The sequence below is a fragment of the Achromobacter sp. genome (assembly GCF_032113835.1).
GTDB lineage: Bacteria > Pseudomonadota > Gammaproteobacteria > Burkholderiales > Burkholderiaceae_B > Achromobacter.
Genome location: NZ_DAMCTG010000019.1, coordinates 25,954 through 52,323, shown reverse-complemented (window position 1 = coordinate 52,323; position 26,370 = coordinate 25,954). Strand labels below are relative to the sequence as shown.

Annotated in this window: 24 protein-coding genes; 11 read left to right on the top strand and 13 right to left on the bottom strand. The window is 64.7% G+C overall.

The window, feature by feature from the left end:
* Window positions 1-176 precede the first annotated feature (176 nt).
* The 6 genes from RT697_RS09825 to RT697_RS09800 form a co-directional block, all read right to left on the bottom strand.
* The gene (locus RT697_RS09825; RefSeq protein WP_175122001.1) at window positions 177-878 is read right to left on the bottom strand and encodes an ABC transporter ATP-binding protein; all 702 of its coding nucleotides are present in this window, start codon (window positions 876-878) and stop codon (window positions 177-179) included.
* On the bottom strand, window positions 878-1,645 hold the full coding sequence (gene livG / locus RT697_RS09820; RefSeq protein WP_056561068.1) for a high-affinity branched-chain amino acid ABC transporter ATP-binding protein LivG: 768 nt from the start codon (window positions 1,643-1,645) through the stop codon (window positions 878-880). The genes RT697_RS09825 and livG overlap by 1 nt, the downstream gene beginning before the upstream one ends.
* Window positions 1,642-2,877 (bottom strand): high-affinity branched-chain amino acid ABC transporter permease LivM, encoded by a 1,236-nt coding sequence (locus RT697_RS09815; protein WP_313698468.1) that lies wholly within the window; start codon window positions 2,875-2,877, stop codon window positions 1,642-1,644. The genes livG and RT697_RS09815 overlap by 4 nt, the downstream gene beginning before the upstream one ends.
* On the bottom strand, window positions 2,877-3,803 hold the full coding sequence (gene livH / locus RT697_RS09810; RefSeq protein ID WP_056561063.1) for a high-affinity branched-chain amino acid ABC transporter permease LivH: 927 nt from the start codon (window positions 3,801-3,803) through the stop codon (window positions 2,877-2,879). Before livH ends, RT697_RS09815 begins: the two co-directional genes overlap by 1 nt.
* A gap of 191 nt (window positions 3,804-3,994) precedes the next feature.
* Window positions 3,995-5,110: a high-affinity branched-chain amino acid ABC transporter substrate-binding protein gene (locus RT697_RS09805; protein ID WP_105238831.1), complete on the bottom strand. Its 1,116-nt coding sequence runs from the start codon at window positions 5,108-5,110 to the stop codon at window positions 3,995-3,997.
* 499 nt (window positions 5,111-5,609) lie between these two features.
* A complete protein-coding gene (locus RT697_RS09800) occupies window positions 5,610-6,164 on the bottom strand; it encodes a queuosine precursor transporter (RefSeq protein ID WP_313698466.1) in 555 nt (184 codons plus the stop codon).
* Between the two features lie 520 nt (window positions 6,165-6,684).
* Here RT697_RS09800 and ugpB point away from each other — a divergent pair.
* From ugpB to RT697_RS09780, 4 genes are all read left to right on the top strand, one after another.
* On the top strand, window positions 6,685-7,998 hold the full coding sequence (gene ugpB, locus RT697_RS09795) for a sn-glycerol-3-phosphate ABC transporter substrate-binding protein UgpB (RefSeq protein ID WP_175121629.1): 1,314 nt from the start codon (window positions 6,685-6,687) through the stop codon (window positions 7,996-7,998).
* Between the two features lie 224 nt (window positions 7,999-8,222).
* A complete protein-coding gene (ugpA, locus tag RT697_RS09790) occupies window positions 8,223-9,104 on the top strand; it encodes a sn-glycerol-3-phosphate ABC transporter permease UgpA (RefSeq protein WP_313698464.1) in 882 nt (293 codons plus the stop codon).
* A gap of 21 nt (window positions 9,105-9,125) precedes the next feature.
* Window positions 9,126-9,977, top strand: a complete 852-nt coding sequence (ugpE, locus tag RT697_RS09785; protein WP_175121631.1) for a sn-glycerol-3-phosphate ABC transporter permease UgpE — start codon at window positions 9,126-9,128, stop codon at window positions 9,975-9,977.
* A 49-nt stretch (window positions 9,978-10,026) separates the two neighbouring features.
* Entirely contained in the window at window positions 10,027-11,115 is a 1,089-nt protein-coding gene (locus RT697_RS09780; RefSeq protein ID WP_312436242.1) for a sn-glycerol-3-phosphate import ATP-binding protein UgpC, read from the top strand.
* Window positions 11,116-11,288: 173 nt separating this feature from the next.
* On the opposite strand, the gene RT697_RS09775 is transcribed toward RT697_RS09780, so the two are convergent.
* The gene (locus RT697_RS09775) at window positions 11,289-12,416 is read right to left on the bottom strand and encodes a branched-chain amino acid ABC transporter substrate-binding protein (RefSeq protein ID WP_313698462.1); all 1,128 of its coding nucleotides are present in this window, start codon (window positions 12,414-12,416) and stop codon (window positions 11,289-11,291) included.
* 269 nt (window positions 12,417-12,685) lie between these two features.
* On the opposite strand from RT697_RS09775, the gene RT697_RS09770 reads away from it, so the two are divergent.
* A complete protein-coding gene (locus tag RT697_RS09770) occupies window positions 12,686-13,279 on the top strand; it encodes an alpha/beta hydrolase (protein ID WP_313698460.1) in 594 nt (197 codons plus the stop codon).
* Window positions 13,280-13,380: 101 nt separating this feature from the next.
* On the opposite strand, the gene RT697_RS09765 is transcribed toward RT697_RS09770, so the two are convergent.
* The 5 genes from RT697_RS09765 to RT697_RS09745 form a co-directional block, all read right to left on the bottom strand.
* Window positions 13,381-13,881, bottom strand: coding sequence for a Dps family protein (locus RT697_RS09765; RefSeq protein WP_105238812.1), 501 nt, complete (start codon window positions 13,879-13,881; stop codon window positions 13,381-13,383).
* A gap of 141 nt (window positions 13,882-14,022) precedes the next feature.
* The gene (locus tag RT697_RS09760) at window positions 14,023-14,973 is read right to left on the bottom strand and encodes a LysR substrate-binding domain-containing protein (protein WP_312436232.1); all 951 of its coding nucleotides are present in this window, start codon (window positions 14,971-14,973) and stop codon (window positions 14,023-14,025) included.
* Between the two features lie 78 nt (window positions 14,974-15,051).
* Entirely contained in the window at window positions 15,052-17,142 is a 2,091-nt protein-coding gene (gene recG / locus RT697_RS09755) for an ATP-dependent DNA helicase RecG (protein WP_313698458.1), read from the bottom strand.
* Between the two features lie 39 nt (window positions 17,143-17,181).
* Complete coding sequence (locus RT697_RS09750) at window positions 17,182-17,568, bottom strand: Rid family detoxifying hydrolase (RefSeq protein ID WP_056561027.1); 387 nt, start codon at window positions 17,566-17,568, stop codon at window positions 17,182-17,184.
* Window positions 17,569-17,664: 96 nt separating this feature from the next.
* On the bottom strand, window positions 17,665-18,591 hold the full coding sequence (locus tag RT697_RS09745) for a LysR family transcriptional regulator (RefSeq protein ID WP_313698456.1): 927 nt from the start codon (window positions 18,589-18,591) through the stop codon (window positions 17,665-17,667).
* A 96-nt stretch (window positions 18,592-18,687) separates the two neighbouring features.
* Between RT697_RS09745 and RT697_RS09740 the strand changes: the two genes are divergently transcribed.
* Genes RT697_RS09740 through RT697_RS09730 form a run of 3 tightly spaced genes read left to right on the top strand, consistent with a single transcriptional unit; the run spans window position 18,688 to window position 21,428 of the window.
* The gene (locus RT697_RS09740; protein ID WP_313698454.1) at window positions 18,688-20,046 is read left to right on the top strand and encodes an acyclic terpene utilization AtuA family protein; all 1,359 of its coding nucleotides are present in this window, start codon (window positions 18,688-18,690) and stop codon (window positions 20,044-20,046) included.
* Window positions 20,043-20,426 (top strand): hypothetical protein, encoded by a 384-nt coding sequence (locus RT697_RS09735; RefSeq protein WP_312436216.1) that lies wholly within the window; start codon window positions 20,043-20,045, stop codon window positions 20,424-20,426. Before RT697_RS09740 ends, RT697_RS09735 begins: the two co-directional genes overlap by 4 nt.
* Window positions 20,427-20,465: 39 nt before the next feature.
* Window positions 20,466-21,428 carry a tripartite tricarboxylate transporter substrate binding protein gene (locus RT697_RS09730; protein ID WP_313698452.1) on the top strand — a complete coding sequence of 321 codons (963 nt, stop codon included), beginning with the start codon at window positions 20,466-20,468 and terminating at the stop codon, window positions 21,426-21,428.
* Between the two features lie 81 nt (window positions 21,429-21,509).
* Here the strand turns inward: RT697_RS09730 and RT697_RS09725 are convergent, their stop codons facing one another.
* Window positions 21,510-22,286 carry a ferredoxin--NADP reductase gene (locus tag RT697_RS09725; RefSeq protein WP_313698450.1) on the bottom strand — a complete coding sequence of 259 codons (777 nt, stop codon included), beginning with the start codon at window positions 22,284-22,286 and terminating at the stop codon, window positions 21,510-21,512.
* Between the two features lie 347 nt (window positions 22,287-22,633).
* Here RT697_RS09725 and RT697_RS09720 point away from each other — a divergent pair, with 347 nt between their 5' ends.
* From RT697_RS09720 to RT697_RS09710, 3 genes are all read left to right on the top strand, one after another.
* Entirely contained in the window at window positions 22,634-23,677 is a 1,044-nt protein-coding gene (locus RT697_RS09720) for a Fe(3+) ABC transporter substrate-binding protein (RefSeq protein WP_105238804.1), read from the top strand.
* Between the two features lie 146 nt (window positions 23,678-23,823).
* A complete protein-coding gene (locus RT697_RS09715) occupies window positions 23,824-25,494 on the top strand; it encodes an iron ABC transporter permease (RefSeq protein WP_313698449.1) in 1,671 nt (556 codons plus the stop codon).
* Window positions 25,495-25,499: 5 nt separating this feature from the next.
* Window positions 25,500-26,276, top strand: coding sequence for an ABC transporter ATP-binding protein (locus RT697_RS09710; protein ID WP_218343727.1), 777 nt, complete (start codon window positions 25,500-25,502; stop codon window positions 26,274-26,276).
* Window positions 26,277-26,370: the final 94 nt, after the last annotated feature.

The window sequence follows — 26,370 nt, the reverse complement described above, 5'->3', positions numbered from 1 at the left end:
GACACCGGCCGCTGACAGAGGCGCCGCTGCACGAGGTGTCTGACACCCAGGCGAGACGACCTCGGGCTAGCCGCAGTGCTTCAAGGGTGTCAGACACCGGCCAGCAGCAATCTCCCCCGCCAAAACAAAAAAAGGGCGCATCTTCCGATGCGCCCACTTCCTTCGCGGGGAAGAGGTCAACCGCCCAGGTACGCCTTGCGGACCTTGTCGTTGACCAGCAGGTTGGCGCCGGTGTCCTGCAGGACCACGCGGCCGTTTTCCAGCACGTAGCCGCGGTCTGCCACGCCCAGCGCCTTGTTGGCATTCTGCTCGACCAGGAACACGGTCACGCCCTGCTCGCGGATCTCGCGGATGATGTCGAAAATCTGGGCGATCACCAGCGGGGCCAGGCCCAGCGTCGGCTCGTCCAGCAGCAACAGGCGCGGCCGGGTCATCAGCGCGCGGCCGATGGCCAGCATCTGCTGCTCGCCGCCCGACATCAGCCCGGCGCGCTGGCTGGCGCGCTCCTTCAAGCGCGGGAACAGCCCGTAGACGTGGTCAATCCCCGCCTCGATCTCGTCGCGCTTGGAAAAGAAGCCGCCCATCATCAGGTTCTCGGCGACCGTCAGGTCCTTGAACACGCGCCGGCCTTCAGGCGAAATGGCGATGCCACTGCGCATGATGTGGTGCGTGTCCTTGTTCGTGATGTCTTCGCCTTCGAACGTGATCTTGCCTTCGCGCGCACGCGGATTGCCGCAGACCGTCATCAGCAGCGTCGTCTTGCCCGCGCCGTTCGCGCCAATCAGCGTGACGATCTCGCCCTGGTTGACGTCCACGGACACGCCGTTCAGCGCCTGGATCGCGCCATAGTACGTGTGTATGTTTTCCAGCTTCAGCATCATTCCTCCCCCAGGTACGCCTTGATGACGCGCTCGTCGTTGCGCACCTGCTCGGGGGTGCCGGTCGTGATGGGCTTGCCGTGTTCCATGACCAGAATGCGGTCCGAAATGCCCATGATCAGGCTCATGTCGTGCTCGATCAGCAGCACGGCCACGCCGAATTCGCGGCGAAGCTGGTCGATGAGCGATTGCAGATCGCGCTTTTCCTGAGGATTCAGGCCGGCCGCGGGCTCGTCCAGCATCAGCAGGCGCGGCTTGGTGATCATGCAGCGCGCGATCTCCAGGCGCCGCTGGTGGCCATAGGCCAGATTGCCGGCTTCGCGGTTGGCGAACTCGCGCAGGCCCATGAAATCCAGCCACTGCGCCGCGCGCGACAGCGCCTCGGATTCGGACTGGCGGTAGCCCTTTGTCTTGAGCAGGCCGGGCAGCAGGCGCGATTCCACTTGCGTATGCTGCGCGACCAGCAGGTTTTCCAGCACCGTCAGCTGCTTGAACAGGCGCACATTCTGGAACGTGCGCACCAGCCCGTGGCGCGCCACCTTGTGGCTGGCAAGACCCGTGATGGGCTTGCCGTCCATGACGATCTCGCCTGCGGTCGGCGCGTAGAAGCCGCCCACGCAGTTGAACACGGTGGTCTTGCCGGCCCCGTTCGGGCCGATGATGGCAAAGACCTCGTCGGACATGACCTCGAAACCCACGCTGTCGACGGCCAGCAGGCCGCCGAACCGCATGGTCAGGCCGGATACTTTCAGCAATGCCTCGCTCATTTAGCCAGCTCCACGTGGGGACGCTTCATGGGCAACAACCCCTGCGGACGCCACATCATCATCAACACCATCACCAGACCGAACATCAGCATCCGGTACTCGGCGAACTCGCGCGCCAGTTCGGGCAGCACGGTCAGCAGGATGGCAGCGAGGATCACACCCACCTGCGAACCCATGCCGCCCAGCACCACGATGGCCAGGATCAGCGCGGACTCGATGAACGTGAAGGACTCCGGATTCACCATGCCCTGGCGCGCCGCGAAGAACGCGCCGCCAAAGCCGGCGAACATGGCGCCCAGCGTGAACGCGGACAGCTTGATGCGCGTGGGATTCAGGCCCAGCGAACGGCAGGCGATCTCGTCCTCGCGCAACGCCTCCCAGGCGCGGCCGACCGGCATGCGGATCAGGCGCGTGGACACGAACAGCGTCAGCAGCGCCAGCAGCAGCGCCATCATGTACAAATAGATCACCATGTCCTGATTCTGGAACGTCAGGCCAAAGAAATCATGGAACGTCGTTCCGCCCTCGGTGCTGGGACGGCGCGTCATTTCCAGACCAAAGAACGTGGGCTTCGGAATCCCGGAAATGCCGTCCGGACCGCCAGTCATCTTGTTCAGGTTGATGAGCAGCAGGCGGATGATTTCACCGAAGCCCAGCGTCACGATGGCCAGGTAGTCGCCGCGCAACCGCAGCACCGGAAAGCCCAGCACGAAGCCGAACAGCGCCGACATCGCCCCGGCAAACGGCAGCGCTTCCCAGAAGCTCCAGCCGCCCCAGTGATAGAGCAACGCATAGGTGTAGGCGCCGACGGCGTAGAAGCCCACGAAGCCCAGATCCAGCAGCCCGGCAAAACCCACCACGATGTTCAGGCCCAGGCCCAGCATCACGTAGATCAGCACCAGCGTGGCGATGTCCACCGAACTGCGGCCCGCGAAGAACGGCCAGATCACCGCAACGGCAAGCAGCAGCAGCATCAGCGGCTTGTGGTTGCGGCCCGGCGCCGACGACAGCGTCGGCAGGCTGGTCTTGAGCTTTTTGAACGGAATGGCGAGCCACGGCCGCAGCATCTGGAACACGAACACCACCGCCGCGGCCAGCGCCACCAGCGACCAGTTCGACTCCATCGACGTGCGCGCACCCTGGCGGATGAGCTGCAGGCCGAAGACCGGGGTGACGATGACCGCCGTCAGCACGGCCGCCATCGTGGCGTTTTTGAGATTGTTGGTCGACATCAGACTTTTTCCACCTCAGGTTTGCCCAGCAGCCCGGTGGGACGGAACAGCAGAATCAGGACCAGCAGCGAGAACGCCACGATGTCCTTGTACTGCGACGATATGTAGGCAGCCGCAAAGGTTTCCGCCAGGCCCAGCAGCACGCCGCCCAGCATCGCGCCGGGGATGCTGCCGATGCCGCCCAGCACCGCCGCCGTGAAGGCCTTGATGCCGGCCAGGAAGCCGATGAAGGGATTGAGCTTGCCGATGGTGATGGCGATCAGCACGCCGCCGACTGCCGCCAGGATCGCACCCATCACGAACGTGAACGAGATCACGCGGTTGGTGTCGATGCCCAGCAGGTTGGCCATGTGCATGTCCTGCGAGCAGGCGCGCGATGCGCGGCCCATGCGGGAATACTTGATGAACAGCGTCAGCGCGATCATCAGCACCACCGTCACCACGATGATCATCAGGCGCGAATACGGCACCGTCACGTCGAAGTCCGAGCCCATGTGGAACTGCACGGCGCCGGACACCAGCGAGGGCACGGCCATGTCGCGCGCGCCCTGGCCGAGGGCCACCCAGTTCTGCAGGAAGATCGACATCCCGATGGCGGAGATCAGCGCCACCAAACGGGGGCTGCCGCGCACCGGCCGGTACGCCACGCGTTCGACCGAAAAGCCGTAGATGCCGGTCACCGTGATGGCCACGAGCAGCATGGCCGCGATGATGAAGGGAGTCGGCAATCCGCTGTTGGTGCCGATCGCCGTCAAGGTGACCAGGCCCACGTAGGCGCCGATCATGTAGATCTCGCCGTGGGCGAAATTGATCATACCGATGATGCCGTAGACCATTGTGTAGCCGATGGCAATCAGCGCGTAGATCGCTCCCAGGGACAATCCGTTGAAGAATTGCTGGGTAAGTTGGGGTATGAGGTCGGACATGATTCCATTGCTCCAAATAGTTCCGGCTCCGGTAGTGAGACCCGGAGCCGGAAACCTGGGCGTATTTTATAAGGGCCTGCCGGCGCCGCCTTGCCGGCCGCACAGCGCTTTTGGCGCATCGCTACGCGGATTTCAGCAAGACGGAGACAGCAGGCCCTACACGCCGGCAACACGCCGGCGGGATCGCGAGTTTACAGCTGGGTCTTCTTTCCGTCCTTGTCCCACTTATAGACGGCGAACTCAAAGTCCTTCAGATCGCCCTTGGCATCGTATTCGACCTTGCCGATGCCGGTGTTGAACGTGGTCTTGTGCATGTAGTCGGCGACCTTGGCCGGATCTTCGCCGACAGCGTTGATGCTGTCCGCCAGGATCTGGACCGCGGCGTAGGCCGGCATCTGGAAGGCGCCGTCCGGATCGCGCTTGGCGTCCTTGAAGGCCTTGACGATGCTTTCGTTGCCCGGCAGCTTGGTGAAGTCGGCCGGCAGCGTGACCAGCAGACCGTCGATGGCCGGACCGGCGATCGCCACCAGATCCTGGTTGGCCGTGCCCTCCGGACCCATGAACTGGACCTTCAGGCCCTGTTCACGCGCCTGGCGCAGCAGCAGGCCCAGCTCGGGGTGGTAGCCGCCGAAGTAGACCAGGTCCACGCCCGAGGACTTCAGCTTGGTGATGATGGCCGAGTAGTCGCTGTCGCCGACGTTGATGCCTTCGAACAGCGCGACGTTGACCTTTTCCTTGGCCAGCGCGTCCTTGACCTGCGTGGCCACGCCCGAGCCGTAGGTCTGCTTGTCGTGCAGCACGGCAACCTTCTGGGGCTTCAAGGTCTTGGCGATGTAGCCGGCGGCGTACGGACCCTGCTGGTCGTCGCGGCCGATCGTGCGGAAGAAGAAGTGCGGCTTGATCGTGTCGGTGACCAGCGGCGACGTGGCGCCCGGGGTGATGCCGACGATGCCCTCTTCCTCGTAGACCTTCACGGCGGCGACCGTGACGCCCGAGCACGCATGGGCCACGGCGAACTTGGCGCCGGAGTTGACCACGCGGTTGGCGGCGGGCACGGCCTGCTTGGGTTCGCAGCCGTCGTCGATCAGGATCGGTTCGAGCTTCTTGCCCTTGACGCCGCCCTTGGCGTTGATGGTCTCGATGGCGGTCAGCGCGCCGGCTTGAATTTGGTCGCCGTATTGCGTGTTGGGACCGGTCATGGGCTGGGGAATGCCGATCTTGATCGTGTCGGCGGCGTGCGCGGCGCCAGCCAAGGCAAGTGCCCCAAGCGCCATGGCTACCGGGGTAAGGCGATTCAGAAACTTCATGCGGAGTTCTCCAGCGAGGTTTTGAGCGGCTCTGTCCAACACGGTTTATCGGGAGAGTACCCCTTCGTCCGCATTGCCCGTCGCCGGCTTCTTGGGCAAAAACACGGTGTGGCCGGTATTCTGAAAGCAAGCCGTCATACTGTCACTGCGTGTAATCCCCAATATTTCAATTGGGGCTTTTATTCGTGACGGATGGGCCGCCTAGTGCCGTGAATTCGTTGGAGAAATCGCAATTGCGGCTGCGTTGTCTGCTGGCGCTTTTCTGGGATTTATGGTTGGGCGATTAATAACAAGTCGGATTAATACGGTGTTTAAGCTCGCATTTAAATACAGTGCTTACGCAGGACTTACTGCATGCCGCAGATATGCCGAAGACATGCCCCAGAAATTCCCCTCAATTAATGTCCGGCGCATTAATGAAAAACGCGCGCCCGGCTGAAATCAGCATCGGACGCGCGCATTCATTGCGCCGCGAACGCGGGTTCGAGTTCGGATTCGGCTAGGCGTTGGCGGGCTTTGCCAGATTCCACATCAGGGCGCGGAACGGCGCCAGCATGCTGATATTGACGACCAGCTTGATCGCCAGATCGCCCAGCATCCATGTGACCCACGGCGCGCCCGTGGCGGCGAATGCCACGCTGAAGAACACCGCCGTATCCAATATGGCGCCCAGCACGCCGGACGCCAGCGGCGCGCGCCACCAGCGCTGGTCGCGCAGGCGGTCGAACACCTGGATGTCGACGAGCTGCGCACATATATAAGCCAGCCCCGACGCCAACGCGATACGCGGCGACGCCACCCAGACCGACACCGCCAGCGCGGCGGCAAAGCCGAACCACACCACGCGCCGGGCGGCGACCGGGCCGAAACGCCGGTTGAGCACATCGGTGACCAGGAAAGCCACCGGATACGACAGCCCGCCCCATGTCAGCCAGTCATTGAGCGGCACCTGGACCAGGATATTGGAACCCACCACGACGGCCAGCATGCACAGCACCGAAATGCCGAACTGCAGGCGCGTCATGGCGGGAAAGCGCACAGAGGACGGTTTCATTTGCGACCCGCCTCGGCCCCGCCGCGCGCCCGTCCGGGGCTCGCCATGCGCGTCATCGGCCCGTCAATGCGCGGCGAATGACGTCTCCAAGCCGCAACACCTTGCATGTTCCGTGTCGCGCCGGCGAACAGCCAGCCAGCGTACGCGCGCGGGGCGCCACAAACCCGCACACTGGCCGTCTCAGGGCCCTGCCCGGCACCGCGCGCTTGCTCGTTTATGTCAATGACATGAACGTCCTGCACGGCGCATACTTTGGCAGCCGCGCGCGAGGCCGTCGCAGGCGGCCGTCTGCCCACGCCGGTGAACGCAATCGAAAGTTCGTTTTCCATAGGCGGCGATTGTAAACGGTCGGCTCCCCACGGATGGCGCGGCGAAATGTTCGTTCGCGCCTGAAACGCGCAATTTGACAGGCGAAGGGAGTGATGTGAAAGTCACGGTTTTGTCACAAACAATTCATAAGGTGTCGTGTTTCATGCGGCCGGACAACCCGTTCGCAACACGCCCAACTGGAGAACCCTTTATGCGATCCCATCGTATTGCACTGACCTTTGCCGCCATCATGACGGCTTTCGCCGGCGCTTCCGCGCAAGCAGCCACCGAGATCCAGTTCTGGCATTCGATGGAAGGCGCCCTGGGCGACCGCGTCAACGGCCTGGTCGAGGAATTCAACAAGCAAAACCCCGACTACCAGGTCAAGGCCATCTACAAGGGCAACTACGGTGAATCGATGAACGCCGGCATCGCCGCGTTCCGCGCCGGCAACGCGCCGGACATCCTGCAGGTCTTCGAAGTCGGCACCGCCACCATGATGTACGCCAAGGGCGCCATCAAGCCGGTGCAGCAGATGTCCGAAGAAGCCGGCAACCCGATCGACCCGAAGGAATTCATCGGCGCCGTGGCCGGCTACTACTCGTCGGCCGATGGCAAGCTGGTGTCGATGCCCTTCAACAGCTCGACCGTCGTCTTCTACTACAACAAGGACGCCTTCAAGAAGGCCGGCCTTGACGCCGACAATCCCCCCAAGACCTGGGAAGAACTGGCCGCCGCTGGCCAGAAGCTGAAGGCCGCGGGCCAGGAATGCGGCTACACCACGTCGTGGCCGTCCTGGACCCAGCTCGAAACCTTCTCGGCCTGGCACAACGTGCCGTACGCCACCAAGGACAACGGTTTCGGCGGTCTGGATGCGCGCATCGCCATCAACACCCCGCTGCACGTGCGTCACCTGGAAAACCTGGCCAAGCTCGGCAAGGAAGGCATCTTCATGTACGGCGGCCGCGGCGACGAGCCGAACTCGCTGTTCATCAGCGGCAAGTGCGCCATGATCACCGGTTCGTCCGGCCTGCGCGCCAACATCGCCAAGAACGCCAAGTTCGAATTCGGCACCTCCACGCTGCCCTACTACGCCGACGTGCAAGGCGCACCGCAGAACACCATCATCGGCGGCGCCTCGCTGTGGGTCTTTGCCAACAAGAAGCCCGAAACCTACAAGGGCGTGACCGCGTTCTTCAAGTTCCTGGCCAGCCCCGAAATCGCCGCCCGCTGGCACCAGCAGACCGGCTACGTGCCCGTCACCAAGGCCGCCTACGAGCTGACCAAGAAGGAAGGCTTCTACGACAAGAACCCGGGCACCGAAGTCGGCGTCAAACAGCTCAACGTCGAAACCACCGCCCAATCGCGCGGCCTGCGCCTGGGCTTCCTGCCCCAGATCCGCGAAATCGAGGACGCTGAAATCGAACGCATCGTCTCGGGCAAGGTTGCTCCCAAGGACGGCGCCGAGAACATCGTCAAGCGCGGCAACGAGCTGCTGGAAAAGTTCGAGAAGAGTGTAAAGTAACGCCCTTTCGCGCAACTTGAACGCCGCCTTGTCAATCGGCATTTTCCATGTTGCGACAAGGACATTCGAGGCTTAAAGCCCTGGTTTTTCAAGGGCTTTAAGCCTATCGTGCTTTTATGAGTGCCGGTGCTTTCGGGCTCCGGGCGCCTCGCGCGGCATGCGCGCTGGCGGTTTCAGGCGGCGGTTATTTCAACCGCCGCTTTTCTGTACCTTGGGTTCCCCCTATGGAAAAACGCGTTGTATTCGGGCACAAGACCTTGCCCTATCTGCTGCTCCTGCCGCAGCTGATCATTACCGTGGTGTTCTTCTTCCTGCCAGCCGGACAAGCCATGTGGCAGTCCATGCGCCTTGAAGATCCCTTCGGTCTGTCCTCGCAGTTCGTCGGCCTGGACAACTTCATGGATCTGTTCTCGCAACAGAGCTACCTCGATTCCTTCCGCGTCACCGCCGTGTTCTCGGTGCTGGTGGCCGGTGTTGGCCTTGGCGTGTCGCTGGTGCTGGCCGTGATGGCCGACCGCGTGATCCGCGGCTCCGGGCTCTACAAGACCCTGCTCATCTGGCCGTACGCCGTGGCGCCCGCCGTCGTCGGCGTGCTGTGGCTGTTTCTGTTTTCGCCTTCTGTCGGCATCCTGGCCGTGGCCCTGCGCAAGTCGGGCGTGGACTGGAATCCGCGCCTGGACGGCAACCAGGCGATGACCCTGGTGATCATCGCCGCCGTCTGGAAGCAGGTCTCGTACAACTTCCTGTTCTTCCTGGCCGGCCTGCAATCGATTCCGCGCTCGCTCATCGAAGCCGCCGCGATCGACGGCGCCAGTCCCGCACGCCGCTTCTGGACCATCGTCTTCCCGCTGCTGTCGCCCACCACGTTCTTTCTGCTGGTGGTCAACATCATCTACGCCTTCTTCGACACGTTCGCCGTGATCGACACGACGACGCAAGGCGGTCCGGGCACGTCGACCTCGATCCTGGTCTACAAGGTGTACAGCGACGGCTTCCGCGGCCTGGACCTCGGCTCGTCCGCCGCCCAGTCCGTCGTCCTGATGTTCATTGTGGTTGCCTTGACGGTCGTACAGTTCCGGTACGTCGACCGCAAAGTGCAGTATTGATTTTGTCCGAGGCTGATAACAATGGTTGAACGCCGTCCCTGGCTGGATATTCTGGCCCACGTCATTCTGCTCTGCGGCGTGGCGATGGTGGCATTTCCGCTCTACGTCACTTTCGTCGCGTCCACCCAGACCGCGCAGGAAGTCGCTCAGGCGCCGATGTCCCTGATTCCCGGTCCGCATTTCGTGGACAACTACATGCAGGCGCTTTTCGGCGGCTCGTCGGGCGGTTCGTCGGGCGCGCCCGTCGGCCGCATGATGTACGTGAGCCTGATCATGGCGCTGGCGATCTCGATCGGCAAGATCGCGATCTCGCTGCTGTCGGCTTTCGCGGTCGTGTACTTCCGCTTTCCGGGCCGCATGTTCTTTTTCTGGATGATCTTCGTCACGCTCATGCTGCCGGTCGAAGTCCGCATCGCGCCCACCTACAAGGTCGTGGCCGATCTGGGCCTGCTCAACAGCTACGCGGGCCTGACCCTGCCGCTGATCGCGTCCGCCACGGCCACGTTCCTGTTCCGCCAGTTCTTCCTGACGGTGCCGGACGAGCTGATCGAGGCCGCGCGCATCGACGGCGCGGGCCCCGTGCGCTTCTTCTTTGACGTCCTGCTGCCCTTGTCCAAGACCAGCATCGCCGCGCTGTTCGTGATCCAGTTCATCTACGGCTGGAACCAATATCTGTGGCCGCTGCTCGTCACCACGCAAGAAGACATGTACCCCGTCGTCATCGGCATCAAGCGGATGATCAGCGGCGGCGACAGCGTGACCGAATGGAACATCACCATGGCTACCGCCATGCTCGCGATGATCCCGCCGGCGCTGGTCGTCATCCTGATGCAGAAATGGTTCGTCAAGGGTCTGGTCGACACTGAGAAGTGATTCAACCCGCCCCAGTCCACCCGAACACGACTCCGAACACGAATAACTCATGGCTACTCTCAGCTTTCGCAACGTCAAGAAAACCTATGCCGGCAACGTGCCGGTCATCCATGGCATCGACATGGACGTCAAGGACGGTGAATTCATCGTCATCGTCGGTCCCTCGGGCTGCGGCAAGTCCACGCTGATGCGCATGGTCGCAGGCCTGGAAACCGTGACCAGCGGCGACATCGTCATCGACGACAAGGTCGTCAACACCCTGGAACCCGCCGAGCGCGACATCGCCATGGTGTTCCAGAACTACGCGCTCTACCCGCACATGACCGTGTTCGAAAACATGGCCTATGGCTTGAAGATCCGCAAGTTCTCCAAGGACGAGATCAAGAAACGCGTCGACATTGCCGCGCAGATCCTGGAACTGGGCCACCTCCTTGACCGCCGTCCGCGCGCGCTTTCGGGCGGCCAGCGCCAGCGCGTCGCGATGGGCCGCGCCATCGTGCGTGAACCCAAGGTGTTCCTGTTCGACGAGCCGCTGTCCAACCTGGACGCCAAGCTGCGCGTGGCGATGCGTCTGGAAATCATGAAGCTGCATCGCCGCCTTGGCACCACCAGCCTGTACGTGACGCACGATCAGGTCGAGGCGATGACGCTCGCGCACCGCATGATCGTCATGTACCAGGGCGTTCCCGAACAGATCGGCACTCCGATGGAAGTGTTTGAAAAGCCCGCCTCGACGTTCGTCGCCGGCTTCATCGGCTCGCCCCCGATGAACCTGATGGAAGTCCAGGTGGCTGGCGACGGCACGGTGCAGACCGCCGACGGCAACCACCTCGAGATCTCGCCGCTGCAGGTGCCTTCGCAGGTGCGCGGCCGCAAGGTCATCATGGGCATGCGGCCCGAGCACATGCTGCTGAACACCCAGGGCATCCCGGCCGAAGTCGAGATGGTCGAGACGCTGGGCTCGGAACAGCTCGTGCACTGCCGCTGCGGCAAGAGCACGCTGGTCGTGCGCTGCACGACGCGCCAGCTTTCCGAGTCGTCGGCCAAGGTCGGCATGCAGGTCAACGTGGGCCCGGACGGCCGCCATCCGCTGCACTGGTTCGAGGCCGACACCGGCCGCCGCGTTCAGGGTCTGTAAGCAGGCGGGGCGTCAGCCCCCTGCCCCCAAGGCGCAAAGACAAACCGGGCCGCAAGCGATCAGCTTGCGGCCCGGTTCTTTTTTGCAGCGTCCGATGCGTGTGGCCGGATGCGCTGCATCCGACACGCGCCGTTCGCGTGCAGCGAGCCGATAGCGGCCCGCCGCGCGGCGATTTACTTGTAGACGGTCTTGGAGCCGTCCTTGTGCCAGGTGAACACGTCGAACTGGAAGTTCGTCAGGTCGCCCTGCTTGTTCCACGACACCTTGCCGATCGGCGTGTCGAAGGAATTGGCGTGCAGGTACTTGGCAACCTTGGTGGGATCGTCCGAGCCCGCGCCCTTGATGCCGTCCGCGATCACCTGCGTGGCCGCGTAGGCGGTCATCTGGAACGCGCCGCTGGGATTGCGCTTCTTGGCTTCGAACGCCTTGACGATCTCGGCGTTGGCCGCATTTTGGGTGAAGTCGGCCGGCAGCGTCAGCAGCATGCCTTCGACGGCGTCGCCAGCGATGGCATTGATGTCCGGGTTGCCCGTGCCTTCCGGACCCATCCACTTGGCCTTCACGCCTTGCTCGGCCGCCTGGCGCAGCAGCAGGCCCATTTCGGGGTGGTAGCCGCCGTAGTAGACGAAGTCCACGCCCTGGCTCTTGAGCTTGGTGATGACGGCCGAGTAGTCGCTGTCGCCGGCATTGATGCCTTCAAACACCGCGACGGCCACGCCGCCCTTTTCCAGGTCGTTCTTGACCGCGGTGGCGATGCCCTGGCCGTACGACTGCTTGTCGTGCAGCACGGCGACCTTCTTCGGCTTGATCTTGTCGAGGATGAACTTGGCGGCGGCGGGACCTTGTTGGTCGTCACGGCCGATGGTGCGGAAGATGAACTCGTAGTTCTTGCCGTCGGTCAGGGCCGGCGACGTGGCCGACGGGGTGACCATGACCACGCCTTCGTTGTTGTAGATGTCGGCGGCGGCGATGGTGGCGCCCGAGCACACGTGACCCACGACGAAACCGATCTTGCTGTTCACGACGCGGTTGGCGGCGTTGGGACCCTGCTTGGGTTCGCAGCCGTCGTCGATGACCACGGTTTCCAGCTTCTTGCCATTGATGCCGCCAGCGGCGTTGATGCGCTCGACTGCGGTATCGACCCCTTCACGGACCATATCGCCATACTGCGTGACCGCGCCGGTGGTGGGGCCGACGACGCCGATCTTGATTGTCTGCGCGTGCGCGGCCGCACCAAACGACAGACCAGCGGCGACGCCCAGCGCTGTGATGACCGGGGTCAGACGGAATACTGGCTTCATGAGTGGACTCCTCGAGAGACTTTTAATCATTGATCCATCAACGGGCTGACGGCCGGATAACGTAGATGTCATGCCCGTTGGCGGTGCATTTGCCCGGCAAGCATACACTGAAATATCGCGGCTTTTTGGCGGGTCGGCGCAGGGTTTTCCGGGGGTTTTGTATTGCACTGCGGCATCGTTCCGGCCCCTCCGCCTTATTCCAAACGCCGTATATGCAAAAGACCATTAATTCGTTTGAGTTACTAAACGGCGGCGGCATCATGTGCCGCATGAGACTCCAACCGATAATCGTCCCGGGCTGGAAAAACTCCGGCCCCGACCACTGGCAGTCCCGGTGGCAGGCCCTGTTGCCCAACGCCCGGCGCATCGAGCAGCACGACTGGGAAAGCCCCTGCGCGGCCGATTGGATATCCCGTCTGACCGCCGAGGTCGATGAAGCCCGCAGCCCGGTCCTGCTCGTGGCGCACAGCCTTGGCTGCCTGATCAGCGCGGCCCTGCCCGTGCCCTTGCGCGCCAAGGTCGCCGGCGCGCTGCTGGTCGCGCCCGCCGACGTCGAACGCGCCGATACGCCCGAATGCCTGCGCGGCTTCGCGCCCATCCCGCGCCAGCCCCTGCCCTTTCAAAGCGTCGTGGTCGCCAGCGACAACGATCCTTATTGCGCGCTGGAACGCGCGCGCGTCTTCGCGGCGGATTGGGGCAGCCGGGTCGTCGTCCTGCCCGGCGCCGGCCATATCAACGCGGAAAGCGGCCTGGACGACTGGCCGCAAGGACTGAAACTGCTGGGCGCGCTGCGCCGCAGAGCCTCGTGGCGGATTCCGCCGCCTGCCAAACGCATTCCGCCGGTTCCGGTGTACGACCTGTAAGCCGCTCACCGCAGGTAAAAAATGGCCGCCCATTTTGGGCGGCCATTCAGTTCAAACCTGAGGAACCGGCCGCTTTCCTTGCGGGAAGCCGGCCGCTCCGATTACTGCAACAGGCTGCGCAGCATCCAGGCGTTCTTTTCATGCACGTCCAGGCGCTGGGTCAGCAGATCGGCCGTGGGCTGGTCGTTGGCGGCATCGGCCTTTTCGAAGGCAGCGCGCGCGGTCTTGGCGACCGATTCGTTGCCGTCGACCAAGAGGCGCACCATTTCCAGCGCGTCCGGCACGGTTTCCGGTTCGGCGATCGACGACAGCTTGGCGTATTCGCGATACGTGCCGGGGGCATAGTGGCCCAGCGCGCGGATGCGCTCGGCGATACTGTCCAGCGCGTTCCATTCTTCGGTGTACTGCGTCATGAACATCTGATGCAGCGTGTTGAACATGGGCCCCGTGACGTTCCAGTGGAAGTTGTGCGTCATCAGGTACAGCGTGTACGAATCGGCCAGCAACTTGGACAGTTCGCCGGCAACCGCGGCGCGGTCCTTGTCCGAAATACCGATGTTGATGCGCGGAACGCTCGAGGTCTTCTTGGTGGACTTGGCCATTGCTAGCTCCTATGGAAAAAGGCGGAAATAAGAATACCACTGCAAACACGACAGAACGGGGGTTGTGGCGGCGCCGTTCTCACAATGGGCTGCGACCGATTGACGCGGCGCAATGGCCGCTGATCGGCTGGGGCTGGCCCATCAATCCTGCACGGCCGCCGCTTCGCCCACCAGCATCTTCACGCCCGGCAACTCGCACTCATAGACGGCCTGCGCCAACGCTTCGATTGCCGCCAGCCGCGGAAAGCTGCGCCGCCATGCGAGCACAACGCGGCGCTCCGGCACATGGCCTTCGAAAGGCAGGTAACGCAGAAGACTATTCGAGGGCGGATGCTCGGGTACTGCGGTGACGGGCAGCACGGTCACGCCGATGCCGGCCGCAACCATGTGGCGGATGGTTTCCAGCGACGAGCCTTCGAAGGTGCGCTGGATGCCGTCGCTGGCGGCAGAGAAGCGGGACAGTTCGGGACAGACTTCGAGCACCTGGTCACGGAAGCAATGGCCGCTGCCCAGCAGCAGCATGGTCTGCTGCTTCAGGTCCTGCGCGTCGATGGACTTGCGCTCGGCCAGTTCGTGGTCGTTGGGTACCGCCACCACGAAGGGCTCGTCATAGAGCGGCTGCATGACCAGTCCAGCTTCGGGCAACGGCAAGGCCATGATGGCGCAATCGATCTCGCCCTGGCGCAGCAGTTCAACCAGGCGAACCGTGAAATTCTCTTGCAGGAGCAGCGGCATCTGCGGCGTGCGGCCGATCTGCACGGGCACCAGCTTGGGCAGCAGGTACGGTCCGATGGTGTGGATGACGCCGACGCGCAGCGGGCCGGCCAGCGGATCGTGGCCCTGCCGGGCGATCTCCTTGATGCTGGCGCTTTCCTCGAGCACCTTCTGCGCCTGCGCGACGATGCGCTGGCCGATGGGCGTCACGCCGACTTCGGAGCCGCCGCGTTCGAACAGGGTCACGCCCAGCTCGTCCTCCAGCTTGCGGATGGCCACGGACAGCGTCGGCTGGCTGACGAAACAGGCCTCGGCCGCGCGGCCAAAGTGCCGCTCGCGGGCCACGGCGACGATGTACTTGAGTTCGGTGAGAGTCATGGTGGACTACGCCCCCGGGGTTACGCGCCGGCCCCGTGGCCGGCGCTTGAGGATTCAGGATGGTTGACGGGCCGCATGTCAGGTCCGCAGGAAGTCTTCGCGCCCGCGCATCCAGCGGGCCAGATGCGCCTCGACGGCGGCGGGATGTTCGGCGCGCAGCCACACGGCGGCATCGCGCGCGTCTTCGGCGATCGCGGCGTCGGTCTCCAGGTCCGCAAAGCGCAAAAGCGCCATGCCGGACTGGCGCGTTCCCAGGAATTCGCCAGGACCGCGCTGTTCCAGGTCGCGCCGGGCGATCTCGAAACCGTCGGACGTTTCGAACATGGCGCGCAGCCGTTCGCGCGCAACCTGCGAAAGCGGCGTCTGATAGAGCAGCACGCAGATGGACTCGGCCGTGCCCCGCCCCACGCGCCCGCGCAACTGGTGAAGCTGCGCAAGGCCGAAGCGCTCGGCGTGTTCGATCACCATCAGCGACGCATTGGGAACGTCCACGCCGACTTCGATGACGGTCGTGGCGACGAGCAGATCGATCTCGCCGTCGCGGAACGCCTGCATCACGGCGGCCTTCTCGGCCTGCGGCAGGCGGCCATGCACCAACCCTATCCGCAGGTCCGGCAGATCGGTCCGCATGCCTTCGTAGGTGTCCACGGCGGTTTGCAGTTCGAGGGCCTCGCTTTCCTCGACCAGCGGACAGACCCAATAAGCCTGCTGCCCGCCGCGCGCGGCCTGCGCGATGTGGGCGATGACCTCTTCGCGCCGCGCGTCGGAGACCAGCTTGGTCACCACGGGACTGCGTCCGGGCGGGAGCTCGTCGATCACGGACACGTCCAGGTCGGCGAAGAAGGTCATGGCGAGCGTACGCGGAATCGGCGTGGCGCTCATGTTGAGCTGATGCGGCACGATGCGGCCGCGCACGGTCTCGCCCTTGCGCGTCAGGGCAAGCCGCTGGCCGACGCCGAAGCGATGCTGCTCGTCGACGATGGAAAGGCCCAGCCGGTGAAATTCAACATGGTCCTGGATCAGCGCCTGTGTTCCGACGACGAGCTGCACGCTGCCGTCGGCCGCGGCTGCCGCCGCTTCGCGCCGGGCCTTGGCAGTCAGGCTGCCGCTCAGCCACGTGACATTCACGCCCAGCGGCTGCAGCCAGGACACCAGCTTGCGAAAGTGCTGCTCGGCCAGGATTTCCGTGGGCGCCATCAGCGCGACCTGCGCACCGCCCGCGATGGCCTGCGCTGCGGCGATGGCCGCCACGACGGTCTTGCCGCTGCCCACGTCGCCCTGCAACAGGCGGTGCATGGGATATGGCTTGGCCAGATCCGCCGAGATTTCCTGTACGACGCGCTGCTGCGCGCCGGTCAGCTTGAACGGCAGCGTTTCATACAGCCGGGCCACGAGCCCGCCCGCGCCGTTTTGCACCGGCAGCGATTCGGCTTCCTTGACGCGGCGCGCCGCGCGCGCGGCGGCAAGCGAGAGCTGCTGCGCCAGCAGTTCATCAAATTTGATCCGCCGCCAGGCCGGATGCACGCGATCCAGCAAGGCCTGTTCGGATTCGTCCTGCGCGGGCGTGTGCAGCGCGCGGATGGCGGGCTCGAAGGGCGGCAGGTCGTAGCGCGCGCGTGCCTCGTCGGGCAGCGTGTCGGACAGGTCGGCGGTGTTCAACGCCTGCGCGATGGCGCGACGCAGCGCCGGCTGAGGCAGCCCTTCCGTGGTGGGATAGACGGGGGTGAGCGCGGTGGGCAGCGGTGAGTCCGCGTTGGTCAGCCGGGGATGCACCATCTCGCGGCCGAACAGGCCGCCGCGCACTTCCCCGCGGGCGCGCAGGCGCTTGCCCACGGTCACTTGTTTCTGCTGGCTGGGATAGAAGTTCAGCCAGCGCAATTGCAATTCGCCGCTGTCGTCCGCCAACGTGGCGGTGAGCTGGCGCCGCGGCCGGTAAAGGACCTCGGACTTGGTGATCTCGCCCTCGACCTGGCCTGCAAAGCCGGGGCGCAGCGAGCTGATCGGGATGACGCGCGTTTCGTCTTCGTAGCGCAGCGGCAGGTGCAGCACGAAGTCCTCGGGCAGCACCAAACCCAGGTTACGTAGCTTGCGCTCCGTATCCGTCATCGGTTTGCCGGCGCCGTTCTTGTCGGCGCCGGTACGCTTGGAGGCCACAGCTGCGGCCGGCATGTAGGAACGAACCCCTGGAATGAAGCGTCCGGGTGCGCCTTACAGGACCATGATGGCTTCGACTTCGAACTGCGCGCCCTTGGGCAGGCTGGCCACGCCGATCGTGGAGCGCGCCGGGAACGGCTGGGGAATGATTTCGGCCATGATGGCATTTGCCGCCGTGAACTTGCCCAGGTCGGTCAGGAACAGCGTGAGCTTGACCACGTTTTCCAGCGTGCCGCCTGCAGCCTTGATGACTTCCTGCATGTTGGCAAACGCCTGACGCACCTGCGCGTCGAAGTTTTCAGAGACCAGGTCGCCGGTGCCGGGCTCCAGGCCGATCTGGCCCGAGAGATAGACAGTCTTGGTGCCGCTGACGGCAACCGCTTGCGAGTAAGGGCCGACGGCGGCGGGCGCGGTGTCGGTATGAATGATTTGCTTGCTCATGGGCGGAATCCTTCTGGTGACGGATAGAAGCTACAACTATCGGAGTTTATCTAGCAATAGACTTTTGCGAAAGTGGCGGTTTGCCGTAAAGATGGCCTAGGGCTGATCTTGCGCACCCAGCGTTCGCCCTGCGCCGCCGATATCGCCGCGATGCGCGATCAGCAATTCTGCCAGCGCCTGCGCGGCCACCGACAGGCTGCGTCCTTTACGGCGCACCAGATACAGGGGCCGCGTCAGCGCGCGGCCCGCCAGCGGCACCACGCGCAGGTCGTCGCTGCGGAAATGAAAAAGCGTCATCGCGGGCACGACGGACACGCCAAGACCCGCGCGCACCAGCCCCGTGACGGTCGCCAGATGTTCGACCTCGAAAACCGGCAGCGGCGCCTCGGCGCCCAGCGCTTCGTCCAGATGTTTGCGCACACTGCTGCCGCGCGCAAGCTGGATGATCGGATGGCGCAGCACGTCGCGCAATCGCACGCGCGGCTGGTTGGCCAGCGGATGGTCCACCCGGCACACCAGAAAGTAGCGATCCGCGTGCAGAAAATCGCTGTCCAGATCGGTCATGTCGGGCCGTCGCGAGGCCACGGCAAAATCGGCCACGCCGCTCTGCACCATGTCCAGGCACGGATCGAGCAACGCGTCCCGCAGGTCCAGCACGATCCCCGGATGGTCTTGCCGGAAGCGCGCCAGCAGATCCGGCAGCCAGCCCGCCGCAAGGGATGGCAGCGCGGCCAGCGTCACCCTGCCCCGGCGCCGGTCCGCCAGGTCCCGCAAATCGCCCATCGCAAGATCCATGTCCGCCAGCAGCCGGCGCGCGGTCGCATCGAGCACGCGGCCTTCGGCAGTCAGTTCCACGTGCCGCGTGCTGCGGTCAAAGAGCCGCACGCCTGCGCTGTCTTCCAGCGAACGGATCAGCGCGCTGAAGGCCGGCTGCGTCAGATGGCAGCGCTGCGCGGCGCGCGTGAAGTGCTTTTCGTCGGCAAGCGCCACGAAGGCGCGCAGTTGCCGGGACGATAGATTCATGGCTTTCTTCTATTAATCAATCCGATTTTTCTATTTTACGGATGATCGTGCCTTGCCTATAGTCGTCCCAACCCCTTGAACGCGCCTGGACTGCTCATGTCTCAATCTCCCTTGCTCATCGGCTGCGCCTCCGGATTCTCCGGCGACCGCAGCGACGGCGCCGCGGCCGTGGTCCGCACCCTGGCCGCGAAAGGCGGCGGCACGCTGATCTTCGAGACGCTGGCGGAACGGACGCTGGCGCTGGCGCAACTGGCGCGCAACGACGATCCCAGCCGCGGCTATGAACCGTTGCTGGACGAGCTGGTGGGCCCCATCCTGGGCGACTGCCTGCGCCACGGCATCAACATCGTCAGCAATTTCGGCGCGGCCAATCCGCCCGCCGCCGCGCGCCGCATTGCCGAACTGGCGCGCGAACAGGGCCTGCCCGTGCCGCGCATTGCGGTCGTGTACGGCGACGCACTGAATGGCGCCGAGCACCGCGACCTGCTGGCGCAGCGCCTGGGCGCGGCGCTCGACGGCCTGGACATCGTGAGCGCCACTGCCTATCTGGGCGCCACCGAAATCGCCGAGGCGCTATCCGCTGGCGCGCAGATCGTCGTTGCAGGCCGCGTGGCCGACCCCTCGCTGACGCTGGGTCCGGCGCTGGCGCATTTCGGCTGGGACCCCGCCGACTGGCCGCGTCTGGGACGCGCGACCATGGCCGGCCACATGCTCGAATGCGGGCTGCAGGTGACCGGCGGCTATTTCTGCGTGCCGGGGCTCAAGGACGTGCCGGACGTGCATGCGGCCGGCTTCCCGATCGCTGAAATCCAGGCCGACGGCGAGTTCGTGATCGGCAAGGCCGACGGCACGGGCGGCGCCGTCGACGCGCGCACCGTGAAAGAACAATTGCTGTACGAAGTCCATGATCCGGCGCGCTACCTGACGCCGGACGTGGTGGCGGACCTGAGCCAGGCGCGCGTCGTCGAGCTCGGCGGCAACCGGGTGGCGGTCCACGGAATCACGGGCCATGCCCGGCCGGACGAGCTCAAGGTAAACGTCTGCTATCGCGGTGGCTGGCTGGCCGAAGCAGAGATCTCGTATGCCGGCGTGCAGGCCGAAGCCCGTGCAAGGCTCGCTGCCGATATCGTCCAGAAGCGCCTGGGCGCCGATTACAAGCTGCGCGCCGATTTGATCGGCGCCATCAGCATCCTGGGCGACGACGCCGGCGAGATGCGCCGCGCGCTGCCCGACAGCCACGCCCGGGACGTGCGGCTGCGGCTGGCCACGGAAAATGCCGACCGCGCGCAGGCCGAACGCGTGCTGCGCGAGGTGACTGCGCTCTACACCTGCGGCCCGGCCGGCGGCGGCGGCGTTCGCACCGCCCTGCGCCCGCGCCTGAACATGATGTCCTGCACCATTCCCCGCGAGGCCGTAAAGAGCGGCTGGAACTTCCTGGAGGAGATCGCGCCATGAACCAGACCCTGCTCGCCGTGCCGTTGTACCGGCTGGCCCACAGCCGCTCCGGGGACAAGGGAGATATCTCGAACCTGAGCCTGATCGCCTGGGATCCCGAATGCTATGACGTGCTGACCGCACAAGTGACCGAAGCGCGCGTCGCGCAGTGGTTCGCCTACCGCCATCCCAAACGCGTCACGCGCCATGCGCTGCCGCTGCTCAATGCCATGAACTTCGTGCTGGAAGGCGTGCTGGACGGCGGCGTCAACGACGCGCTGAATCTCGACACGCACGGCAAGAGCTTGTCCTTCAGATTGCTGGACATGACGGTGGAGGTCAGCCCCGAGCTGGCCAGCCGTCTGCCAGACATACCCGGCGACCGTCCCGCGGCCGCCTGATTTCAGTTCCGATAAAAAAACACCACAGGAGACACACACATGCGCATCGCTACCAAGGGCCGGCTGGCCCTGCTATTGGCTGCCGCCCTGCCCCTATCGGCCATGGCGCAATTCCCGGCCAAACCCATCACCTTCATCGTGCCGTTCGCCGCCGGCAGCGCCACCGACCAGATCGGCCGCGCCATCGGCCAGGGCGTCACCGAACAGACCGGCCAGGCCGTCGTCATCGAGAACAAGCCCGGCGCCAGCGCGATGATCGGCGCGGCAGCCGGCGCCCGCGCAACGCCCGACGGCTACACGGTGCTGATCACCACCAACACCACGCACGCGGCCAACGAGCACCTGTACAAGTCGCTGACCTACGATCCCGTCAAGGACTTCGCGCCCCTCACGTTGCTGGGCAAGGGCGGGCAGATCATGGTCGTCAATCCCAGCTCGTCGGCCAAGACCGTGGGCGACTTCCTCGCGCAAGCCAAGCAGTCGCCGGGCAAGCTGAGCTTTGGCAGCGGCAGCTCCAGCAGCCGCATCGCGGGTGAACTGCTGCAGCAGATGGCCAACGTGCAGCTGCTGCACGTGCCGTACAAGAGCAACCCGCTCGCCGTCACGGACCTCCTGGGTGGCCAGATCGACATGATGATCACCGACACCGCCACGGGCCTGCCGCAGGTCAAGTCCGGCAAGCTGCGCGCGCTGGGCGTCACCGGACAGGCTCGCTCGCCCTTGGCGCCCGACGTGCCCACGATCTCGGAAGCCGGCGTCCCCGGCTACGAAATGGGCTACTGGTTCGCCGCGTACGCGCCGGCCGGCACGCCGCCCGATGTGGTCAAGCGCCTGAACGAATTGCTGGTCAACGCCACCAAGGCCAAGCCCGCGCAGCAGTTCTACGCCCAGACCGGCACGGACGCCGCTTCGTCCACCCCCGACGAGCTGGCGAAATTCCAGCAGGCCGAGTCCAAGAAGTGGGGCGAAATCATCAAGAAGGCGGGCATTCAGCCGGAGTGATTCACGCTGAGACCAAAGCAAAAAACCCATCGCGCATGCGATGGGTTTTTTGTTGGAACCACGAAGCCGAAGCCGCTTGGCTTATTTGTCCACGAAGGCGCGTTCGACGACGTAGTCGCCCGGCTGACCCACACCCGGCGACACGGTGAAGCCGCGGCTGTCGAGCATGGCGCTGATGTCGGCCAGCATGTGCGGGCTGCCGCAGATCATGGCGCGATCGGTTTCGGGGTTGATTTGCGGAATGCCGATGTCGGCGCACAGCTTGCCGTTTTCGAGCAGTTCGGTGATGCGGCCTTGATTGCGGAAAGGCTCGCGCGTGACGGTGGGGTAATAGACCAGCTTGTCGCGCACGATGTCGCCGAAGAATTCGTTGTTCGGCAGTTCGTTTTCGATGTAGTTGGCGTAGGCCAGCTCGCTGACCCAGCGCACGCCGTGCACCAGGATGACCTTGTCGAAACGTTCGTAGATGTCCGGGTCCTTGATGATGCTCATGAAAGGAGCGAGGCCGGTGCCGGTGCCGAACAGGAACAGATGCTTGCCGGACTTGAGGTCGTCGACCACCAGGGTGCCGACGGGCTTGCGGCTGACGAGGATGGTGTCGCCCTCTTTCAAGTGCTGCAGCCGCGACGTGAGCGGGCCGTTCTGCACCTTGATGCTGAGGAATTCGAGGTTTTCTTCGTAGTTGGCGCTGGCGATGCTGTAGGCCCGCAGCAGCGGCTTGCCTTCAACTTCGAGGCCGATCATCACGAAGTGGCCGTTGTGGAACCGCAAGGCCGCGTCACGCGTCGTGGTGAAGGAAAACAGGGTGTCGTTCCAGTGGTGCACGCTAAGGACGCGCTCGGTGTTGAAAGCAGCCATGTCGTATTCAGTAAGGGCGGGCTGTGGCCGGGCGGAGCCCGGCGATGCCGCGAGGTCATTCCGAGCCGCAAAAAAAGGCCGCGGTCGGCATTAGGGTTGTCCCTATTCTACAGGGTCTTGATGATAACTGCTCTCATTATTCCGTAATACCCTTATTCCAACTTGACGGGGATCAACGTCTTGAACCCTATGCTTACTGCCAGTTGAACGGCTCAATGCTTCCTGTTATCGTCGCCTTCTCATTTGATAATCATTTTCGTTAGCAGACCGCTTTTCGCGGCGGGTGCGCCTTAGCCAAGGCGGCGCCCTGCAGCAACCTTCGTTTCGGCCCTAGCTGGAGTTCCTTCATGATCAAGCGTCCCCAATTGAATTCGCTGCTGCGCGCGCTGGCGCTCGCCGGCGCTGCTGCCTTCACCGTGTCGGCCAACGCCGCCGAGGAAGTCAGCCTGTACACCACCCGGGAACCCAAGCTGATCCAGCCGCTGCTGGATGCCTTCACCAAGGAAAGCGGCATCAAGGTCAACACCGTCTTCGTCAAGGACGGCCTGCTGGAGCGCGTCAAGGCCGAAGGCGCCAAGTCGCCCGCCGACGTGCTGATGACGGTGGACATCGGCAACCTGCTGGACCTGGTCGATGGCGGCGTGACGCAGTCCGTCAAGTCCGACACGCTCAATTCGGTCATCCCCGCCAACCTGCGCGGCGCCGATGGCAAATGGTACGCCCTGTCGCTGCGCGATCGCGTGCTGTACGTGGAAAAGGACCTGAAGCTGGAATCCTTCCGCTACGAAGATCTGGCCGATCCCAAGTGGAAGGGCAAGGTTTGCATCCGTTCCGGCCAACACCCCTACAACACGGCGCTGGTCGCCTCCATGATCGCGCACGACGGCGCCGAAGCCACCGAAAAATGGCTGCGCGGCGTCAAGGCCAACCTGGCCCGCAAGGCCGCTGGCGGCGACCGCGACGTGGCGCGCGACATCCTGGGCGGTATCTGCGACATCGGCCTGGCCAACGCCTACTATGTCGGCCACATGAAGAACGCCGAACCCGGCACCGACGCGCGCAAATGGGGCGATGCCATCAAGGTCATCCGCCCGACCTTCGCCAATGCCAAGAGCGGTGGCACGCACGTGAACGTCAGCGGCGCGGCCGTCGCGGCGCACGCGCCCAACAAGGCCAACGCGGTCAAGCTGCTGGACTTCCTGGTGTCGGAACCGGCCCAAGCCCTGTACGCGCAGGCCAACTACGAATACCCCGTCCGCAAGGGCGTGAAGCTGGACCCGGTGATTGCCAGCTTCGGCGAACTGAAGGTCGATCCCCTGCCCCTGACCGAGATCGCCAAGCATCGCAAGCAAGCCAGCGAGCTGGTCGACAAGGTCGGCTTCGACAACTGATAAGCTGCCGGTCCACCGTGCCCACGGGCATGGCGTGACCCTGATGCAGTGACACGCAAGCGCCCTTCACCGGGCGCAACGCGTAGGGCCTGTTCCCGCTTTTTTGGGGGAACAGGCCTTGCCATTGATGCAACCGACTTTGAAGCATGCATACAGAATCCTTGCCCAGGCCGCTGCGGCTGCGCTGGTCTGAACGCGGAACCGGCTGGCTGCTTGGCGCGGCCCTGATCGCGCTGGCCGTGCTGGCGCCGGTATTGACGCTGGGCTGGTGGGCGCTGGGCGGCAGCCTGGAACACTGGCAGCATCTGGCCAGCTACGTGTTGCCGCAGGCCTTCGCAAACACCGTCATGCTGCTGGCCGGCGTGGGCATCGTCGTGACCCTGCTTGGCACCGGCGCCGCGTGGCTGGTGACCGCGTACGAGTTTCCGACGCGCCGGATCCTGACCTGGGCGCTGCTGCTGCCGCTGGCGGTGCCCACCTACATCATCGCCTTCGCCTACCTGGACCTGCTGCATCCGATCGGGCCCGTCCAGTCGGCGATTCGCTTCATGCTGGGCTATGACAGCCCGCGCCAGTTCCGCCTGCCCGACCTGCGCTCCATCTATGGCGCGATCTTCGTGCTGGGCTTCGTGCTGTATCCCTATGTCTACCTGAGCACCCGCGTCATGTTCATGACGCAGGCGGCCAGCCTGCTCGAAGCCGCCCGCACGTTGGGCGCGGGCCGCGTGGCGGTGTTCTGCCGCGTTGCCCTGCCGCTCGCCCGTCCCGCGATCGTGGTGGGCGTGAGCCTGGCGCTGCTGGAGACCCTGAACGACATCGGCGCCTCCGAATTCCTCGGCGTGCAAACGCTGACCGTCTCCGTATACACCACCTGGGTGACCCGTTCGGACCTGGCAGGCGCGGCGCAGATCGCGCTGACCATGCTGGCGATCGTCATCGGTCTGATCCTGCTGGAGCGCCATGGCCGCAAGCGGCAGCGCTACGCCAACACGCAGCGCATGCGGCCGATGCAGCCGCGCCGGCTGCATGGTGCGGCGGCTGCGGTTGCGGCTGTGCTGGGCTGGATTCCCGTCCTGATCGGGTTTGTCGCGCCGGCGCTGTATCTGGTGGTGGAAACCTACAAGCGGCTTCACCTGGTGGGCGGCGTGTCGGATCAGTTGATCGGAGGGCTGAGCAATACCCTGATCGTCGCGTCCAGCGCCACCGTGGTCACGTTGCTTTGCGGGCTGATCGTTGCATGGTCGGGCCGCACTCTGCGCGAAAGCGCAGGCTTCAACCCGGGCCGCGCCTGCGCGCGCATCGCCAGCCTGGGTTACGCGGTGCCCGGCACGGTGCTGGCCATCGGCCTGCTGACGCCCTTCGTGTGGATCGACACCGCGGTCGCACGCGTGTTTGGCGGCACGGGCCTGTTCATGATGGGCTCGATGGGCGCGCTGGTGTGCGCCTATGCGATCCGCTTCCTGGCGATTTCAACCGGGGCGCTGGAAGCCGGCCTGGCGCGCATCCCGCCCTCGCTGGAACAGGCGTCGCGCCTGCTTGGCGAGACGTCGGGCGGCACGCTGCGCCGCGTCCACCTGCCGTTGCTGCGTCCCGCGCTGGCCGCGAGCGCGCTGCTGGTGTTCGTGGACGCCATGAAGGAACTGCCCGCCACCCTGCTGCTGCGCCCCATGAATTTCGACACCCTGGCCACGTGGCTTTACGCGGAAGCCGCACGCGGCACGTATGAAGAAGGCGCCGTGGCCGCGCTGGCCATCGTGCTGGCCGGCCTGCTGCCGGTCATCTTGCTGGCGCGCACCAATCTGAAAATGGGACATTGATCACCGTGCCCGATCTGCTAGAAATCGACCACATTTCCCTCGCCTACGACACGCCCGCAGGCCTCAAGCCCATCGTGCAGGATCTGTCGCTGGGCCTGCCCGCCGGCCACATCGGCTGCCTGCTGGGCGAGTCCGGCTGCGGCAAGACCACCGTGCTGCGCGCCATTGCCGGATTCGAGCCGGTGCGCGCCGGACGCATCCTGCTGGACGGCACGGTCATCTCGTCGCCCACCGAACAGGTCGCGCCCGAGCTGCGCCGCGTGGGCATGATGTTCCAGGACTACGCGCTGTTTCCGCACCTGACCGTGGCGCTGAACGTGGCGTTCGGCCTGCGCAAGCTGCCGCGTCCGGACCGCGCCCGCCGCGTCGAAGAGATGCTGGAACTCGTCGGTCTGGCGCACGCCGCCAACAGCTATCCCCACGAGATCTCCGGCGGGCAGCAGCAGCGCGTGGCGCTGGCGCGCGCGCTCGCGCCCTCGCCCGATCTGCTGCTGCTGGACGAACCGTTTTCGAACCTGGACGTGGACACGCGCGAGCGGCTGGCCTTCGAGGTGCGCGAGATCCTGAAGACCACGGGCCACACCGCGATCCTGGTCACGCACAATCAGGCCGAAGCCTTTGCGATCGCCGACCGCATCGGGGTGATGGCCAAGGGCCGCATCGCGCAATGGGACACGCCCTACAACCTGCACCACAACCCGGCCGACACCTTCGTGCGCGACTTCATCCGCCGCGAAGCGCTTGAAGAGCAGCGCGAACAGGCGCTGGCGCGCGGGCGGTAGCACGGCGGTTTTGTGGCGCAATTCAGACGCCGGCGTGCGTGATCGCGCAATTTCTGGCGGCTTGGCGAGACGCGGCACAAGTTGCGATGGTACA

Excerpts from the sequence above, each read along its gene's own strand:
- RT697_RS09775 (WP_313698462.1), bottom strand. The coding sequence starts at position 12,416 with ATGAAGCCAGTATTCCGTCTGACCCCGGTCATCACAGCGCTGGGCGTC.
- RT697_RS09750 (WP_056561027.1), bottom strand. The coding sequence starts at position 17,568 with ATGAGCAAGCAAATCATTCATACCGACACCGCGCCCGCCGCCGTCGGC.
- RT697_RS09730 (WP_313698452.1), top strand. The coding sequence starts at position 20,466 with ATGCGCATCGCTACCAAGGGCCGGCTGGCCCTGCTATTGGCTGCCGCC.
- livG (WP_056561068.1), bottom strand. The coding sequence starts at position 1,645 with ATGAGCGAGGCATTGCTGAAAGTATCCGGCCTGACCATGCGGTTCGGC.
- ugpB (WP_175121629.1), top strand. The coding sequence starts at position 6,685 with ATGCGATCCCATCGTATTGCACTGACCTTTGCCGCCATCATGACGGCT.
- RT697_RS09720 (WP_105238804.1), top strand. The coding sequence starts at position 22,634 with ATGATCAAGCGTCCCCAATTGAATTCGCTGCTGCGCGCGCTGGCGCTC.
- livH (WP_056561063.1), bottom strand. The coding sequence starts at position 3,803 with ATGTCCGACCTCATACCCCAACTTACCCAGCAATTCTTCAACGGATTG.
- RT697_RS09815 (WP_313698468.1), bottom strand. The coding sequence starts at position 2,877 with ATGTCGACCAACAATCTCAAAAACGCCACGATGGCGGCCGTGCTGACG.
- RT697_RS09770 (WP_313698460.1), top strand. The coding sequence starts at position 12,686 with ATGAGACTCCAACCGATAATCGTCCCGGGCTGGAAAAACTCCGGCCCC.
- RT697_RS09805 (WP_105238831.1), bottom strand. The coding sequence starts at position 5,110 with ATGAAGTTTCTGAATCGCCTTACCCCGGTAGCCATGGCGCTTGGGGCA.
- RT697_RS09740 (WP_313698454.1), top strand. The coding sequence starts at position 18,688 with ATGTCTCAATCTCCCTTGCTCATCGGCTGCGCCTCCGGATTCTCCGGC.
- RT697_RS09780 (WP_312436242.1), top strand. The coding sequence starts at position 10,027 with ATGGCTACTCTCAGCTTTCGCAACGTCAAGAAAACCTATGCCGGCAAC.
- RT697_RS09765 (WP_105238812.1), bottom strand. The coding sequence starts at position 13,881 with ATGGCCAAGTCCACCAAGAAGACCTCGAGCGTTCCGCGCATCAACATC.
- RT697_RS09725 (WP_313698450.1), bottom strand. The coding sequence starts at position 22,286 with ATGGCTGCTTTCAACACCGAGCGCGTCCTTAGCGTGCACCACTGGAAC.
- RT697_RS09800 (WP_313698466.1), bottom strand. The coding sequence starts at position 6,164 with ATGAAACCGTCCTCTGTGCGCTTTCCCGCCATGACGCGCCTGCAGTTC.
- RT697_RS09735 (WP_312436216.1), top strand. The coding sequence starts at position 20,043 with ATGAACCAGACCCTGCTCGCCGTGCCGTTGTACCGGCTGGCCCACAGC.
- recG (WP_313698458.1), bottom strand. The coding sequence starts at position 17,142 with ATGCCGGCCGCAGCTGTGGCCTCCAAGCGTACCGGCGCCGACAAGAAC.
- RT697_RS09760 (WP_312436232.1), bottom strand. The coding sequence starts at position 14,973 with ATGACTCTCACCGAACTCAAGTACATCGTCGCCGTGGCCCGCGAGCGG.
- RT697_RS09825 (WP_175122001.1), bottom strand. The coding sequence starts at position 878 with ATGCTGAAGCTGGAAAACATACACACGTACTATGGCGCGATCCAGGCG.
- RT697_RS09745 (WP_313698456.1), bottom strand. The coding sequence starts at position 18,591 with ATGAATCTATCGTCCCGGCAACTGCGCGCCTTCGTGGCGCTTGCCGAC.
- RT697_RS09715 (WP_313698449.1), top strand. The coding sequence starts at position 23,824 with ATGCATACAGAATCCTTGCCCAGGCCGCTGCGGCTGCGCTGGTCTGAA.
- ugpE (WP_175121631.1), top strand. The coding sequence starts at position 9,126 with ATGGTTGAACGCCGTCCCTGGCTGGATATTCTGGCCCACGTCATTCTG.
- ugpA (WP_313698464.1), top strand. The coding sequence starts at position 8,223 with ATGGAAAAACGCGTTGTATTCGGGCACAAGACCTTGCCCTATCTGCTG.